The organism is Rhabdothermincola salaria, assembly GCF_021246445.1.
GTDB classification, from domain to species: Bacteria; Actinomycetota; Acidimicrobiia; order Acidimicrobiales; family Acidimicrobilacustridaceae; genus Rhabdothermincola_A; species Rhabdothermincola_A salaria.
This window is the reverse complement of sequence record NZ_JAJQXW010000001.1, coordinates 1,290,475-1,305,882: the sequence shown is the minus strand read 5'-3', so window position 1 is coordinate 1,305,882 and position 15,408 is coordinate 1,290,475. Positions and strand designations below refer to the sequence as shown.

The 15,408-nt window shown below is 71.9% G+C and carries 14 protein-coding genes; 13 read left to right on the top strand and 1 reads right to left on the bottom strand.

What is annotated here, in order from left to right:
* Nucleotides 1–40: 40 nt before the first annotated feature.
* The gene (locus LUW87_RS06075; protein ID WP_232670204.1) at nucleotides 41–961 is read right to left on the bottom strand and encodes a TIGR01777 family oxidoreductase; all 921 of its coding nucleotides are present in this window, start codon (nucleotides 959–961) and stop codon (nucleotides 41–43) included.
* A 283-nt stretch (nucleotides 962–1,244) separates the two neighbouring features.
* Here LUW87_RS06075 and LUW87_RS18680 point away from each other — a divergent pair, with 283 nt between their 5' ends.
* The 13 genes from LUW87_RS18680 (at nucleotide 1,245) to LUW87_RS06015 (ending at nucleotide 15,362) form a co-directional block, all read left to right on the top strand.
* Nucleotides 1,245–1,376 (top strand): hypothetical protein, encoded by a 132-nt coding sequence (locus LUW87_RS18680; protein ID WP_283250867.1) that lies wholly within the window; start codon nucleotides 1,245–1,247, stop codon nucleotides 1,374–1,376.
* Entirely contained in the window at nucleotides 1,373–1,936 is a 564-nt protein-coding gene (locus tag LUW87_RS06070) for a PRC-barrel domain-containing protein (protein WP_232670203.1), read from the top strand. Before LUW87_RS18680 ends, LUW87_RS06070 begins: the two co-directional genes overlap by 4 nt.
* Nucleotides 1,936–2,481, top strand: coding sequence for a PRC-barrel domain-containing protein (locus tag LUW87_RS06065; protein WP_232670202.1), 546 nt, complete (start codon nucleotides 1,936–1,938; stop codon nucleotides 2,479–2,481). The genes LUW87_RS06070 and LUW87_RS06065 overlap by 1 nt, the downstream gene beginning before the upstream one ends.
* Nucleotides 2,482–2,580: 99 nt before the next feature.
* Nucleotides 2,581–4,131: a circularly permuted type 2 ATP-grasp protein gene (locus LUW87_RS06060; protein WP_232670201.1), complete on the top strand. Its 1,551-nt coding sequence runs from the start codon at nucleotides 2,581–2,583 to the stop codon at nucleotides 4,129–4,131.
* Nucleotides 4,131–5,105, top strand: a complete 975-nt coding sequence (locus tag LUW87_RS06055) for an alpha-E domain-containing protein (protein ID WP_232670200.1) — start codon at nucleotides 4,131–4,133, stop codon at nucleotides 5,103–5,105. The genes LUW87_RS06060 and LUW87_RS06055 overlap by 1 nt, the downstream gene beginning before the upstream one ends.
* On the top strand, nucleotides 5,102–6,013 hold the full coding sequence (locus LUW87_RS06050; protein WP_232670199.1) for a transglutaminase family protein: 912 nt from the start codon (nucleotides 5,102–5,104) through the stop codon (nucleotides 6,011–6,013). The genes LUW87_RS06055 and LUW87_RS06050 overlap by 4 nt, the downstream gene beginning before the upstream one ends.
* 103 nt (nucleotides 6,014–6,116) lie before the next feature.
* The gene (gene lpdA / locus LUW87_RS06045) at nucleotides 6,117–7,529 is read left to right on the top strand and encodes a dihydrolipoyl dehydrogenase (protein ID WP_232670198.1); all 1,413 of its coding nucleotides are present in this window, start codon (nucleotides 6,117–6,119) and stop codon (nucleotides 7,527–7,529) included.
* Between the two features lie 9 nt (nucleotides 7,530–7,538).
* Nucleotides 7,539–9,089 carry a 2-oxoglutarate dehydrogenase, E2 component, dihydrolipoamide succinyltransferase gene (gene sucB, locus LUW87_RS06040; protein WP_346742400.1) on the top strand — a complete coding sequence of 517 codons (1,551 nt, stop codon included), beginning with the start codon at nucleotides 7,539–7,541 and terminating at the stop codon, nucleotides 9,087–9,089.
* Nucleotides 9,090–9,108: 19 nt separating this feature from the next.
* Complete coding sequence (gene lipA, locus LUW87_RS19110; protein ID WP_232670196.1) at nucleotides 9,109–10,947, top strand: lipoyl synthase; 1,839 nt, start codon at nucleotides 9,109–9,111, stop codon at nucleotides 10,945–10,947.
* A 96-nt stretch (nucleotides 10,948–11,043) separates the two neighbouring features.
* Complete coding sequence (locus LUW87_RS06030; protein WP_232670194.1) at nucleotides 11,044–12,153, top strand: M24 family metallopeptidase; 1,110 nt, start codon at nucleotides 11,044–11,046, stop codon at nucleotides 12,151–12,153.
* 13 nt (nucleotides 12,154–12,166) lie between these two features.
* Nucleotides 12,167–13,033, top strand: coding sequence for a hypothetical protein (locus LUW87_RS06025; RefSeq protein ID WP_232670192.1), 867 nt, complete (start codon nucleotides 12,167–12,169; stop codon nucleotides 13,031–13,033).
* Between the two features lie 24 nt (nucleotides 13,034–13,057).
* Nucleotides 13,058–13,936 carry a non-homologous end joining protein Ku gene (gene ku, locus LUW87_RS06020; protein WP_232670191.1) on the top strand — a complete coding sequence of 293 codons (879 nt, stop codon included), beginning with the start codon at nucleotides 13,058–13,060 and terminating at the stop codon, nucleotides 13,934–13,936.
* Nucleotides 13,937–14,021: 85 nt separating this feature from the next.
* A complete protein-coding gene (locus LUW87_RS06015; RefSeq protein WP_232670190.1) occupies nucleotides 14,022–15,362 on the top strand; it encodes a glycosyltransferase in 1,341 nt (446 codons plus the stop codon).
* Nucleotides 15,363–15,408 lie beyond the last annotated feature (46 nt).

The window sequence follows — 15,408 nt, the reverse complement described above, 5'->3', positions numbered from 1 at the left end:
ATCGTCACGGTACCGGACACCTCGCGCCGCACGGGGTGCGTCAGGCCGCGGCGTCGTCGGCGGGCCGGTCGAGCAGGGCCCGCAGCGCCCCTTCGAGGTCGGGGTGGGCGAAGGAGAACCCCTGGGCGTCGAGCACCCCCGGGAGGACCCGCTGGCTGTTGAACAACAAGGCGTCGGCGAGCTCGCCGCCGAGCAGGAGCTTCGGCCCGAACGAGGGCACGGGCACGAGGGTGGGGCGGTGCAGCACCGAGCCCAACACCTTGGTCAGCTGAGAGTTGGTGGCCGGGTCGGGGGCGGTGAGGTTGACCGGACCGGAGACGTCGTGGTCGATCAGGTGGCGGATCGCAGCCACCTCGTCGGGGAGCGTGATCCAGCTCCACCACTGCTGTCCGGAGCCCATGCGTCCGCCGAGCCCCACCTTGAACAGCGGGAGCAGCTTGGCCAGGGCTCCGCCCTCGGGGCTGAGGACGATGCCGGTGCGGGGGTGGACCACCCTGATGCCGGCCTCGGTGGCGGGGGCGGCGGCGCCCTCCCACTGCACGCACACGTCGGCGAGGAAGTCGTCGCCGGCCGGCGCCTGCTCGGTGACGGCCGAGTCGCCGGTGTCGCCGTAGTACCCGATGGCCGACGCGCTCACCAGCACGGACGGGGGGTCGGAGAGCCCCGCCAGGGCGCGGGCCAGCACGTCCGTGCCCTTGGTGCGGCTCTCGAGGATCGTGCGCTTGTACTCGTCGGTCCAGCGCTTGTCGCCGATACCGGCTCCCGCGAGGTGCACCACGGCGTCGAGGCCCTCGAGTGCGGCCGTGTCGATCGTGCCTCCCGACGGATCCCAGCTGATGCCGACCTCTCCCGCGGTGAGGGGGCGTCGGACCACGGGCACGACCTCGTGGCCGTCGGCGGCGAGGGAACGGCCGAGGGCGGTCCCGATGAGACCGGTCGAGCCGGTGATGGCGATCCTCATGCCAGGCACAACCGCCGTCGGCGCGCTGGTATGCCCGACGGGGCCGCCCGGTAGGCTCCACGGTCGATGAGCACCCGGAAGCTGATCCTGCTGTCCCTCGCCTGCGGCCTGGCCATCCTGGGCGCGTTCGCGCTCCAGCTCTTCATCGCCCGGTAGCGGGCCGTCGGTCCGGGGCACGACGGGGCCGAGGTCTGGATCGGGTGGTCGGCGGATACGAGTGAAGCGGGGTCGCGCGGCGCATCAGGTGCGCCGCTGGCCCGTCACCGATCGAAAGGACGCACTCGTGGATCCGTTGGTGATCATCGCCATCGCTGTGGTGGTGCTCGTGGCGATCGTCGTCGCCCTGGTGCTGGTGCAGCAGCGACGCCGCAAGGGTGGCGTCGTCGTGTCAGGGGACGAGGGAGGCGGCTCGTGAGTCGCTTGTTGCGGGCGGGCACGCTGACCGGTACCCCGGTGGTGACCTTGTCGGGCGAGTCCCCCCTCGAGGTGAAGGACGTCGTCTTCGGTCCCGACTCGGGAGAGATCCTCGGCTTCACCCTGCGCAAGCACGGGTTCCTGGGTGGCCCGGTGGGTGACGTCTTGTTGTGGAAGGGCGTGCACGGCCTCGGACCCGATGCTGTCGTGGTCGCCGACGAGGACGTGTTCGGCCCGGGGGCCGACCTCGACGGAGGACGGGGCGACGTCCTCGGCGCAGAGGTGCTCACCGAGTCCGGGTCGGTGATCGGGGAGGTGGTCGAGGCCATCGTGCAGGTGGGCCGGGCCCAAGCCGACGTGGTCGGCTTCGAGATCGAGCCCGCCGAGGAGTTCTCCGGCGGCGGCGACCGGCACGTGTTCCTGCCGTTGCCCGACACCCTGGCCGTGTCGGGGGCGCGTGTGATCGTCCCGGACGGGGCCACCTCGTACATCCGTGACGACCTGGCCGGGTTCGGGTCGGCCGTCGAGGAGTTCCGCAACCAGTTGGGGGAGGACGCCTGATGCGCTGGCGACGAACGTTGGGCATCGACGTGATCGACACGTCGGATGCGTCGAAGGTCGGATCGGTCGACGGCATCGTCGTCGACGTCGACTCCTCCCGGTGCGTCGGTGTGGTCACCGGCGCCGGTGTCATCGGCTGGGACGACTCCGGAGGGGTGGGCCGCGACGCCGTCACCATCAGTTCGCGAGACCTCGTCCGGGAGCCGTCCACCGATGCCGAGGAGGCCGCCGTGCAGGGTCGCAGCGACCCGCTCGGACGGCGCGTCCTCACCGAGGACGGTGTGGCGCTGGGGAAGGTCGCCGACGTGAGTTTCGACGCCGAGACCGGCGAGATCCGACGCCTCCTGCTCCCCGACGACGACGTGCAGGGCAACCGCCTGCTCGGCATCGGCAGCTACGCCGTGATCGTCGCCTCACCGGACCGTGAGGACGCGGACGATCTCTCCGGACTCACCCGAGACGAGCTCTACGAGCGAGCCCGGGCGCGAGACATCGAGGGACGCTCGGGGATGACCAAGCAGGAGCTGCTCGACGCGCTGAGCTGAGCCCGGCATGGCGATCGGCGCGCCGTCTGCGTGTGAACGACTCGTGAACGTGCGCGTCGAGGGTCCGCCGGGACAGGCGACGGTGGCTACGGTGACGTCGTGGTAGGCGATCTGTTCCGCGAGTACCGAACCGAGGGGTTCTTCGACGAGGTCTTCACCCCGGACGGTGAGGTGCGCGACCACTACGGCGCTCTGGTCGAGCGGTTGTCGCGGTTCGACGCCGACGACCTGGCCCGGCGCGAGCTGCGGCGCGACGCCGCCTTCCGCAGCCAGGGCATCACGTTCACCGTGTACGGGGAGGGCGAGGGTATCGAGCGGACCTTCCCCATGGACCTGCTGCCCCGCGTGGTCCCGGCCGACGAGTGGGCGGTGGTCGAGGACGGCCTGGCCCAGCGGGTGACCGCCCTCAACCGCTTCCTCGACGACCTCTACGTGGGCGACCGGGCCATCGTGCGAGACGGGATCATCCCCTGGTGGCTGCTGTCGAGCTCCGACGGCTTCGCCCGTGAGGCGTTCGGGGTGCCGGTGCCGCTGGGCGCCCGGGTGCTGGTGGCGGGCAGCGACCTCGTGCGGGACGCAGAGGGCACGTACCGGGTGCTCGAGGACAACCTGCGCAGCCCCAGCGGCATCTCCTACGTGGTCGAGAACCGGGTGGCCATGACCCGCCTGTTGCCTCACGTGTTCGCCAACACGCCCGTCCGCCCGGTGGACCACTACGGGCGGTCGTTGCTCGGCGCGCTCACCCGGGTGGCGCCGCCGGCCGCCGGCGAGAACCCGACGATCGTGGTGCTCACCCCCGGCGTCTACAACTCGGCCTACTTCGAGCACGTGTTCCTCGCCGCCCACATGGGGGTGGAGCTCATCGAGGGCCGCGACCTCGTCGTCGACGACCACGTCGTCTACATGCGCACGACCCAGGGCCTGCAGCGCGTCGACGTCATCTACCGCCGCATCGACGACAGCTTCCTCGACCCCGTCGTCTTCCGCCACGACTCGACCCTCGGCGTCCCGGGCCTGCTGGCGGCCGTGCGGGCCGGCAACGTCACCGTGACCAACGCCATCGGCAACGGCGTCGCCGACGACAAGGCGGTGTACCCCTACGTGCCGGAGATGATCCGCTTCTACCTGGGGGAGGAGCCCATCCTGCCCAACGTCGAGACCTACCTGCTCTGGGACCCCGAGCAACGCGCGGCCGTTCTCGAACGCCTCGACCAGCTGGTGATCAAGCCGGTCGCCGAGGCCGGCGGCTACGGCATCACCATCGGCCCGGCCGCCACCGATGCCGAGTTGGCGGCCTGTCGAGACGCGATCCTGGCCGACCCCCGGGGGTGGATCGCCCAGGAGGTGGTCTCGCTGTCCCGGCACCCCACGCTCGTCGGCGACCACCTCGAGGGCCGCCACGTCGACCTGCGGCCCTTCGTGGTCACCAGCGACACCGTCGAGGTCATCCCGGGCGGCCTCACCCGGGTGGCGATGAAGGCCGGCTCGCTGGTGGTGAACTCCTCGCAGGGAGGTGGCTCCAAGGACACCTGGGTGCTGGCGCGCACCGCCGCCGAGGTGGCCGCCGAGGAAGCCGAGCTGGCCGAGGCGGCCGAGGGCTCGGGCCTCTCGGGGGCCCGGAGCGACGCAACGATCGAAGCGGTGCGCTGATGCTGGCACGCGACGCCGAGAGCCTGTTCTGGATCGGCCGCTACCTCGAGCGGGCGGAGGACACCGCCCGGCTGCTCGACGTCACCTACCACGGGCTGCTCGAGACGACCGCCGCCGAGGAGCGGGCGGCGTGGGGCGGTGTGCTCGCGGCCGTGGGCCTGCGGGGCACGTTCGACGAGACCGAGCGCCCCCTCACGGCGGCCATGGTCTCGGAGTTCCTGGTGGTCGATCGCGACAACCGGGGCTCGATCCTGGCCAGCGTCGAACAGGCCCGTGAGAACGCCCGGACGGTGCGGGGCTGGCTCTCCACCGAGCTGTGGGGCGCCATCAACTCGTTCTGTCTGCAGCTGCGGGGGCGCAACCTCAAGCTCGACCTCGAGTTCCAGCCCCACGAGCTCTACGGCTTCGTGCGACGCGAGTGCCAGGCGGTCGCCGGCATGGCTCACGAGACCATGACCCGCGACGAGGGGTGGCGCTTCCTCGAGCTCGGCTGGCACCTCGAGCGGGCGGCGTGGGCCTGCCGGTTGCTGCGCGTCCGGCAGGGTCAGCTGGCCTCGGCGGGCTTCCACGAGTGGGTGGGCACGCTGCGCTCGGCCTCGGCCCTCGAGGCGTACCGCCGCACCCATCGGGCCTCCATGGCCCCCGCCGACGTGGTGGCCTTCCTGTTGTTGTCGCGGACCTTCCCCCGGTCGGTGCTGCACGCGGTGCGCACCGCGGAGGAGAGCCTCACGCTGCTGTCGCCGCCCCACGGCGAGCTCTCTCGCCCGCTGCGCCTGCTCGGCCGGCTCCGAGCCGACCTCGAGTACGCCGAGGTCGGCGAGCTGATGGCGGGAGACCTCTCGGCGGAGCTGATCCGGGTGGAGGCGGCCATCGCCCAGGTCGGCACCGCGGTGGGCCTGCAGTACTTCACCAACAGCCACGAGTTCGACATGCACACCCTGAAGGTGCTCCCCGGCGAGCAGTGGGCGTCATGAGGCTCGACATCCGCTACCGCACGAGCTTCACCTACGACGCCCTGGTGCGCGAGTCCCAGAACGAGCTGCGGGCCTGCCCCATCACCGACGAGCACCAACAGCTCGTCAGCTATCGGGTCACCACCTTCCCCTCGGCCAAGGTCTCCTCCTTCGTCGACTACTGGGGGACCAGGGTCGACGCCTTCGGGTTGCGGTCCCCCCACGTGGCGATGGAGGTCGTGGCCGAGGCCACCGTGGAGACGCTGCCGAGGCCGTTGTTCAGCTCCGCCAGCCACCGTGCCGCCCTCGACGCCCCTGCCTTCCGCGACGAGCACGCCGAGTACCTGGCCCCGTCGCCGCACGCCGAGTGGGACGAAGGGGTGCGACAGGCGGCGACCACCCAGGCCGCGCTCGTGGGTCCCGACACCGTCGGCATGGTGTTGGCCATGCACCGCTTCGTCGGCACCTCGTTGCGCTACACGCCCGGCTCCACCGAGATCGGCGTGTCGGTGGAGGACGTGCTGGCCCACGGGCACGGCGTGTGCCAGGACTTCGCCCACCTCGCGGTGGCCCTCTGTCGCAGCCAGGGCATCCCGGCGCGCTACGTGTCGGGGTACCTGTTCACCCGCGACGAGACGACCAACCTCGACCCCTCCGAGGACGGCGACGACGACGTCGTGTCGGTCCAGACCCACGCCTGGTTCGAGGCCGCGGTCCCCGGTGTGGGGTGGCTCGGCCTCGACCCGACCAACCAGCAGCCCGTCGGGCCCCGGCACGTCAAGATCGGCCACGGCCGCGACTACGACGACGTGCAGCCACTGCGGGGCATCTTCTCGGGGAACACCCGGGCCACGGTCGAACCCCACGTCGAGATCCGTCGCCTCCCCGCCGCCGCCGGGCGCCCCACCTCGGCGCTGCAGCAGCAATAGGACCGACCGGGCCGATCCCGTCGGTCGGTGCCGGGGGTCGGCGTGCGGGCCCGGTCGGCGCCGCCCTCTGGCCTGGGTAGGCTCCGACCGATACCCCGAGGAGGTGGTCCCCACGGCCGAGAACTACGACGTCGTCATCATCGGTGGCGGCCCCGGTGGCTACGCCGCAGCCCTGTACGGCGCGTCAGCCGGGCTCGACGTCGCCCTGGTCGAGAAGTACAAGGTCGGCGGCACGTGCCTGCACGTCGGCTGCATCCCGGCCAAGGAGCTGCTCGAGACCGCCGCCGTGCACCGCGCCGTGGTGGGGGCTTCCACCTTCGGCATCACCGCCGGCGAACCCTCCCTCGACTTCTCCGTCACCCAGCAGCGCAAGCAAGAGGTCATCGACAAGCTCTTCGGTGGGTTGTCGGGCCTGCTCAAGTCCCGCAAGGTCACCGTGCTCGACGGCACCGGCACGCTCCACGGCGACCACCTGGTGCGGGTGTCCGGGGGCTCGTCCGGCGATGTCGAGCTCACAGGTGACCACGTCATCCTGGCGTCGGGCTCGGTGCCGCGCACCATCCCCGGCTTCGAGGTCGACGGCCAGCGGGTGGTGACGTCCGACGAGTTGCTCTCCCTCGAGCGGCTCCCGGCGTCGGCCGTGGTGATCGGCGGCGGGGCCATCGGTTGCGAGTTCGCCTCCATGATGAGCGACCTCGGCACCGACGTCACCATCCTCGAGGCCCTGCCCAAGATCCTCCCCGGCCTCGACGACGACATCACCCGGGTCGTGCTCCAGTCGTTCAAGAAGCAGGGCATCGACGTGCGCACGGGTGTGGCGGTCACCGGCCACGAGCCCCACGACCACGACGGCGGTACCAAGGTCCGCTTCGGCGACGACGAGACCATCGACGTCGAGATGGTCGTCGTGTCCGTCGGCCGCCGCCCGCTGTCGGAGAACCTCGGTCTCGACGGCACCGCGGTGAAGGTCTCCGACCGCGGGCACATCGAGGTCGACGAGTGGTGCCGCACCGGCGAAGCCGGCGTCTACGCCATCGGCGACGTCATCGCCACGCCCGCCCTGGCCCACGTCGGCTTCGCCGAAGGCGTCCTCGCCATCCAGGACATCCTCGGCGAGGACCCCGTGCCCGTCGACTACGGGCGCGTGCCGTGGTGCATCTACTGCCACCCCGAGGTCAGCTTCGTCGGCCACACCGAGGCCAGCGCCAAGGAGGCCGGCCACGACGTGGTGGTGTCCAAGCGACGCTTCGGCGGCAACGGCCGGGCCATCATCCTCGACGAGGCCGAGGGCATGGTGAAGGTCATCGCCGAGAAGCAGTCCGACGGCACCGGCGGCCGCATCCTGGGCGTGCACATGGTCGGCCCGTGGGTCACCGAACAGCTCGGGCAGGCCTACCTGGCGGTGAACTGGGAGGCCACCGCCGAGGAGATCGCCCAGTTCATCCAGCCCCATCCGACCCTCAGCGAGGTCTTCGGCCATGGTGCCTTCACGCTCACCGGTCGCTCCTACGAGTGACGGGCTGACGTGGTGCGCCTGCTGGCTGCCCTAGGCCGCGCCGCCGCCACCCTCTTCGCCCTCGTCACCGGGCGCTCCCGACCATCCGCCCCCCACATCCCCCAGCCGCCCGGTCCCACCACTCCCGCCGAGACCGGAACCCACCCCCCATCGACGGAGGAACCCCGCCCCATGGCCGAGATCCAGCTGCCCCAACTCGGTGAATCGGTCACCGAGGGCACCATCACGAAGTGGTTCAAGCAGATCGGCGACCAGATCGCCGAGGACGAGGTGCTGTTCGAGGTCTCGACCGACAAGGTCGACTCGGAGGTCCCGTCGCCGGTGACCGGCACCCTCACCGAGATCCGGGTCCCCGAGGGCGACACCGTCGACGTGGGCACGGTCATCGCCGTCGTCGGCGACGCCGGTGCGGCCGACAGCGCCCCCGCGGCCGCCACCCCCGAGACGCAGACCGCCCCGGAGCCCGAAGCGGCGCCCGAGCCCGAGGCGCCGGCGGAGTCGCCGGCCCCGGAGCCGGCCCCCGAGCCCGAGGCGCCGGCACCGACCCCTGCCTCGGCCCCCGCTCCTGCCGCCTCCGAATCCGCATCCGCGCCCGAGGCGCCGGCCGAGGCCACCGCCGGACGTCTGCTGTCACCGATCGTGCGTCGCCTGATCAACGACTACGGGCTCGACCCGGCCCGCATCGAGGGCTCCGGCCCCGGCGGTCGCATCACCCGCGCCGACGTCGACCGGGCCATCCGGGAGGGGGCGGCCAGCACGGCCGCGCCGGCCCGTCCCGCGGCGGCGTCCCCGGCCCCGACCGAGTCCGGAGGCGCTCGGCGTCCGGCCCCCGCCCCTCGTTCGGGCACGGGCGACACGGTCGAACCGCTCAACAACATCCGGCGTCGCACCGGTGAGCACATGGTCATGTCCAAGGCCACCTCCCCGCACGCGTACACCATCGTGGAGGTCGACTACGAGAACGTCGAGCGGGTGCGGCGTCGCCACCGTGGCGACTTCAAGGCCGGCGAGGGGTTCAGCCTCACGTACCTGCCGTTCATCTCCCGGGCCGTGATCGACGCCCTCCGCCAGTACCCGCACATGAACGCCTCGGTGGGCGACGGCGAGCTGGTGGTGCACAACTACGTCAACCTCGGCGTGGCCGTCGATCTCGACTTCCAGGGCCTGTTGGTGCCAGTGGTGCAGGGCGCCGACGACAAGCGCCTGCGGGCCATCGCCCGCGACATCAACGACCTCGCCAGCCGGGCCCGGTCCAAGAAGCTCAGCATGGACGACATCTCCGGCGGCACCTTCACGCTGTCGAACTCCGGGTCGTTCGGGAGCCACCTCGTGCTCCCGGTGATCAGCCAGCCTCAGGTCGCCGTGCTGAGCACGGACGGTGTGAGCCGCAAGCCGGTGGTGGTCACCGACGCCGACGGGGGCGAGTCCATCGCCATCCACTCGGTGGGCCTGTTGGGCCTGGCCTGGGACCACCGGGCGTTCGACGGTGCCTACGCCGCCTCGTTCATGCGCGAGGTCAAGGAGATCCTCGAGACCCGCGACTGGGACGCCGAGCTGTGAGCGGCGCGGTCGCCCGGCCGTGAGCACGGTCCCGCTCCCCCCTCTCGGTCCGACCGAGCAGCGGGAGCGGGCGTCGTCGCGTCCCCTTCGCCTGCGCTGGTTGGGCACGGTGCCCTACCACGAGGCGCACGCGCTCCAGCACGGGCTGTTCACGCACGGTCGTGACGACTGGCTGCTGCTGTTGGAGCATCCGCACGTCTACACGTTGGGGGCCAGCGCCAGCACCGAGCACGTGCTGGTCGATCCGGCGTCGGTCGGCGCCGAGCTCGTGCCCACCGACCGGGGCGGCGACGTCACCTACCACGGCCCCGGGCAGTTGGTCGGCTATCCGATCCTCACCGTGCCGGGCAAGCGCGGTGGAGGCATGGCCGACACCGTCGCCTACGTGCGCTCGGTCGAGCAGCTGGTCATCGACACCCTCGCCTCGTTGGGGCTGACCGACGTCGGTCGCCTGCGCGACTACCCCGGTGTGTGGGTCGAGCCGAACAGCTCCGCCCCCCGCAAGATCGCGGCCATCGGGGTCCGCCTCACACGGGGCCGCTCGATGCACGGCTTCGCCCTCAACGTGGCCCCCGACATGGCGATGTTCGGTCACATCGTGCCCTGCGGCATCGCCGACAAGGCCGTGACCAGCCTGGCCGAGGAAGGCATCGACGCGTCGATGGCCGAGGTCGTCGACGTGCTGGCCCAGCACGCCATCGCGCGATGGGCGCCCGACGGCCGCCCGGTGGAGCGGGCCGACGTGGTGTGGCGCAGCCCCCGGGCCGGCGACGACGACCTGGCCCCCTTCAGCCGGGGCGAGGGCGCCGGCACCCCCGTCCGTCGGGCGGCCGACCACGGCCCGGATGAGCCAGGGGCCGCGCCGGTGGCGCCTCCTCCGCTCGTCGAGGGCCCGCCCGAGACCGCCGTGGCCGGTCCGTCCCTGCGCCTCCGGGGGCGGCTGGCCGAGGCCGGTGTGGCCGGTGGTCTCGCCGTGCGCGACCGCAAGCCCGACTGGCTGCGGGCCCCGGTGCGGCTCGGGCCCGGGGTGCGACGCCTCGAGCAGACCGTGCGAGACCTGGGCCTGGTCACCGTGTGCGAGGAAGCCGGGTGCCCCAACCGGTCCGAGTGCTGGGGCGACGACGGCACCGCCACCTTCATGATCAACGGCGAGCGCTGCACACGAGCCTGTGGCTTCTGCCTCGTCGACACCCGCCGGCCCGAGCCCCTCGACCCGACCGAGCCCGATCGGGTGGCCGAGGCGGTGGCCCGCATGGGGCTGGGCTTCGCCGTGGTCACGACGGTCGCCCGCGACGACCTCCCCGACGAGGGGGCCGCCGCCATGGCCGCCACCGTGGCGGCCATCCACGCCCGCACCCCGGGGGTGCAGGTCGAGGTGCTGATCTCGGACTGCCGTGGTCGCCGCGACGCCCTCGACACCATCTTCGCCAGCCGGCCCGAGGTGCTCAACCACAACGTCGAGACCGTCCCTCGCCTCCAGCGGGCGGTCCGTCCTTCCGCCGGCTACGCCCGATCGCTGTCGGTGCTGGCTCGGGCCAAGGATGCCGGCCTGGTCACCAAGTCGGGGCTCGTGGTCGGCATGGGCGAGACCGACGACGAGGTGGCGGCCACCCTCGCCGACCTCGCCGGGGTCGGTGTCGACATCGTCACCATCGGGCAGTACCTGCGGCCCACGTCGCACCACCTCCCCGTGCACCGGTGGGTGACGCCCGCCCAGTTCGACGAGTACCGACGGGCAGGGGAGTCGATGGGCCTGGCCCACGTGGAGTCCAGCCCGCTCACCCGGTCCAGCTACCACGCCCGGCAGGCGTCGGCGGCGGCCGGCACCGCGGTCGAGGACACCCGGGTCACCGCCTGAGCCTCGTCGCCGCCCCCGCCGGGGTGGCGTCGGGTCGGGGCGTCAGGCCCTGACCTCGAGTTCGGACGCGGTGAGACCCCCCGGTAGCCTCACCGCGTGCACGCAGAGCGACTGGCCCGGGTGCGGGCCGCCATGGACGAACAGGGTGTCGACGTGTGCCTGCTCTCGGTCGGGCCCGACCTGCCCTGGCTGATCGGCTACGAGGCCATGCCCCTCGAGCGACTCACGATGCTGGTGGTGCCCCGCGACGGCGACGCCACCCTCGTGGTGCCCCGTCTCGAGCAGCCTCGGGTGGTCGAGCGCCCCGATGTGTTCCACGTGCGGCCGTGGGGCGAGACCGAGGACCCCATCGCCCTGGTGGCCGACCTCGTCGGCCCCGCCACCAACGCCGTCATCGGCGACCGAACCTGGGCCCAGTTCGTCCTCGCCCTGCAACAGGCGCTCCCTTCGGCCCGCTTCGGCGCCGCATCCCGGGTCACCGGCCCGCTGCGGGCGATCAAGGACGCAGCCGAGATCGAGGCCCTGCGCACCGCGGCGGCGGCGGTCGACCGCATCGCCCTCGCCCTGCAGAGCGGCGAGATCCCCCTCGTGGGCCGCACCGAGGCCGAGCTGTCCGCCGAGCTGGGGCGGCGCATCCTGGCCGAGGGCCACCAGCGCGTGAACTTCGCCATCGTCGCCGCCGGACCGAACGCCGCCAGCCCCCACCACGAGCCGGGGGACCGGCGCATCGGTCGGGGCGAGGTGGTGCTCTGCGACTTCGGAGGCACCTTCCCCACCGAGAGCGGCGCCGGTTACTGCTCCGACATCACCCGCTGCGTGGTCGCGGGTGACGCGCCGCCGGCCGACGTGGCCGAGGCCTACGCCGTGTTGCAGCCGGCCCAGGCCGCCGCCGTGGCCGCCGGGTCGCCGGGCACGCCTTGCGAGGACGTCGACGCCGCCGCCCGGGGGGTCATCGAAGCAGCCGGCCTCGGCGCCCACTTCATCCACCGCACCGGTCACGGCATCGGCGTCGAGGAGCACGAGGACCCCTACATCGTGACGGGCAACACCACCGCGCTCGCCGCGGGGCACGCCTACTCCGTGGAGCCCGGCATCTACCTGCCGGGACGGTTCGGACTGCGACTCGAGGACATCGTGGTGACCACCAGCGACGGGCCGGAACCGCTCAACCGGGCCGACCACGACCTCGTCGTCGTCGACGCGTGAGCCCTGTCGCCTCGTGATCAGCCTCGACGCGGCCTCGGTGCTGCTGCAGTGGTCGGTCGGGGGCCTGCTCTTCTTGTGGGTGACCACCCGGCGACGTGAGGTCTCCCTCGGCTACGGGTGGCTGATGCGGGGCACGTATGCCCTCATGGCGGCCGGCGCCGCCTACATCGGCTTCGCGATCATCGACACCAACCTCGTGCGGGACCTGTCGTCGGTCGCGGTCGCCGTGGCGGCCACCGCGGCCCTGGTCTCGTCGGTGGTGCGCCGTCAGGCGGGCGTCGCCGGCCAGGTCGAGCTGGCCGAGGCCCGCTCGGCCCGGGTGGCCGCCATGACGGGCATCGACCGATCGGCGGCCAGCAAGGACGAGACCGTCCGGGAGTTCGATCCTCGCCTCGACCTCATCGCCCCCATCCTGGGCGTGCCCGGCATCCTGGCCGCGGCGGCGGTGGCCGCCGACGCGGGCGACGGAGAGCTGTGGCTGGCGATCGCCCGCTTCCTCGTGGGGGCGGCCTTCCTGGGAGCGGTCAGCGACGCCATGCTGCTCGGGCACTGGTACCTCGTGCAGCCGGGGATGGCCCGGGGTCCCCTGCTCGAGCTGGTGCGCTGGACCGGCATCATGTGGTTCCCGGAGGTCGCACTGCTGTTGGTGCCGGTCGGGATGGTGTCGGCCCTGAACGGCACGATCGACGACGGGTACAACGGCTTGCTCGGCTGGTACTGGGTGATGTCGGCCGTCACCACCCTGGGCCTGGTCGTCGTCACCCGATTGGCGTTGAAGGAACGGGCCTACAGCGCGGTGATGGCCGCCACCGGGTTGCTCTACCTGGCCATCCTCACCGCCTTCAGCACCGATCTGGTCGCCCGGGCGCTACTTTCCTGAGGACCGGGCGGGAAGGAGAGCGCCATGCCCCGTGCCATCTGGAGTGGGTCGATCAGCTTCGGGCTGGTCAACATCCCCGTGAAGCTCTACAGCGCCGTGAGCCGCAAGACGGTGCACTTCAACCAGCTCGACAGCCGCACCGGAGCGCGCGTGAAGCAGCGTCGCGTCGACGCCGAGACCGGCGAAGAGGTCCCGTGGGACCAGATCGTCAAGGGCTACGAGCTCGACTCCGGGGCCTACGTCACCATCAGCGAGGACGAGCTGGCGGCCCTCGACCCCAAGGCGGTCCGCACGATCGACCTCGAGGAGTTCGTCGACCTCTCCTCGATCGACCCGATCTTCTACGACGCCGCCTACTACCTGGTGCCCGACAAGTCCTCCAAGCCCTACGCCCTGTTGGCCAGGGCCATGGAGGAAGAGGGCAAGGTCGGCATCGCCCACTTCGTGATGCGGACCAAGCAGTACCTGGCGGCCATCCGTCCCCAGGAGGGCCGGTTGGTGCTCTCCACCATGGTCTACGCCGACGAGATCAACGACCCGGCCGAGATCCCCGATCTGGCCGAGGTGGCCGAGGTGGAGGTCTCGGACAAGGAGTTGGCCATGGCGACCCAGCTGGTCGAGTCGCTCTCGGCCGACTTCGAGCCGGCGCGCTTCCAGGACACCTACCGCCAGGCGGTGCTCGACCTGATCGACCGCAAGGCGGCGGGTGAGGAGGTCGTCGTCCCGGCGGCCACCGCCGAGCCCGAGCGGGTGGTCGACCTCATGGCGGCGCTCGAAGCCTCGGTGGCTGCCGCCAAGGAGACCCGCAAGCGCCATCCCACGGCGCGTGGCGCCGACACCGGAGACGCTGACGACGAGGGCCAGGCGGACGAGGCGGGGGAGGCTCGGTCGAAGGCGTCCTGACCGGGTACCGGCGCGCCGCGGGCGGTGACCTCGGGCCTCGACAGGGGAGGTCCTCGGGCCCCGAGAGGGGATCTACGCTCGCCTCGTGCCCCAATCGAGACCTTTCGTGCGCGTCGTCGTGCTCAACTTCAACGGCGGCACCATGACGGCCAAGTGCGTCGAGCACCTCCGGCGCGTGCACTACCCCGATGATCGCTACGAGATCGTCGTGGTCGACAACGCGTCGGCGGACGACAGCCTGGAGGCCATCCGTCAGCGCTTCCCGGAGGTCGAGATCCGGGCGAACACGGTGAACGGCGGGTTCCCGGCCAACAACCTGGCCATGCGGGACCTCGAGGGCGTCGACCACGTGGCGCTCATCAACAACGACGCGTTCGTCGAACCCGGCTGGCTGGCGGCGCTCGTCGACACCCTGGAGGCCGATGGAGCGCTGGGGGCCGCCTGCTCGAAGCTGGTGCTCGCCCCCCGCTTCCTCGAGCTCTCGCTCAGTGCGCCTGCGTTCGTGCCCGGCACCGGGGATTCGCGGGAGCTGGCGGTCATGCTCCGCGACGTCGTCGTCGAGGGGCGGTCCTGTCGACGCGACGCCCACTTCGGCCGGGGCGGTTGGGGCATCGAGCACGATCGCGACGGGATCTTCGAGTGGGCGAGCGGCTCGTCGGTGCTGAGGGTGCCGGTCGGTGAGGACCAGCCCACGTCGGTGACGCTGCGGTTGCAGGCCGAGCGGACCAAGGACGTGGTGATCGACGGAGGGGCGGGCCAGGTGACCGTGGTCGTGGGGCGTCGGGCGTGCGACGTGGTCGTGCCGGTGGCGGGCACCGCCTACGACGTGGTGAACAACGTCGGGTCCATCCTCTACGAGGACGGGGCGGGCGCCGACCGGGGTTGGCTCGAACGTGATCTCGGCCAGTTCGACGAGCCGAGCGACGTGTTCGCGTGGTGCGGAGGCGGTGTGCTGCTCCGCAAGGGCTACCTCACCGACGCCGGGCTCTTCGACGAGGACTTCTTCCTGTACTACGAGGACACCGACCTGGCGTGGCGGGGTCGGGCCCTCGGCTGGGGCTATCGCACGGCCCCGGGAGCGGTGGCCCGCCACGTGCACGCGGCCAGCTCGGACGCCACGTCACCGCTGTTCGCCTACTACGTCGAACGGAACCGGCTGCTGATGCTGGTGAAGAACGCGCCCCGCGCCATGGCGTGGCGGGAGGTGTGGCGCTTCGTCCTGGTCACCGCCTCCTACGCCCGGCGCGACGTCGTCCTCCCGGTGCTCCGGGCTCGCCGACCGACGGCGGTGCAGGTCCGTCGTCGCGTCGGCTCGTTCCTCGGCTTCGTCCGCCTTCTGCCCCGGATGCTGGCGAAGCGCCGGGGCTTGCGGCGCCGACAGCGGGTCGCCGACCGCGAGCTGGTCGCGTGGTTCGTCGCTCGTTGAGCGCCACCGGCGTCCTCGGGCCGCGAGGTCGCGCCGGTAGGGTCGT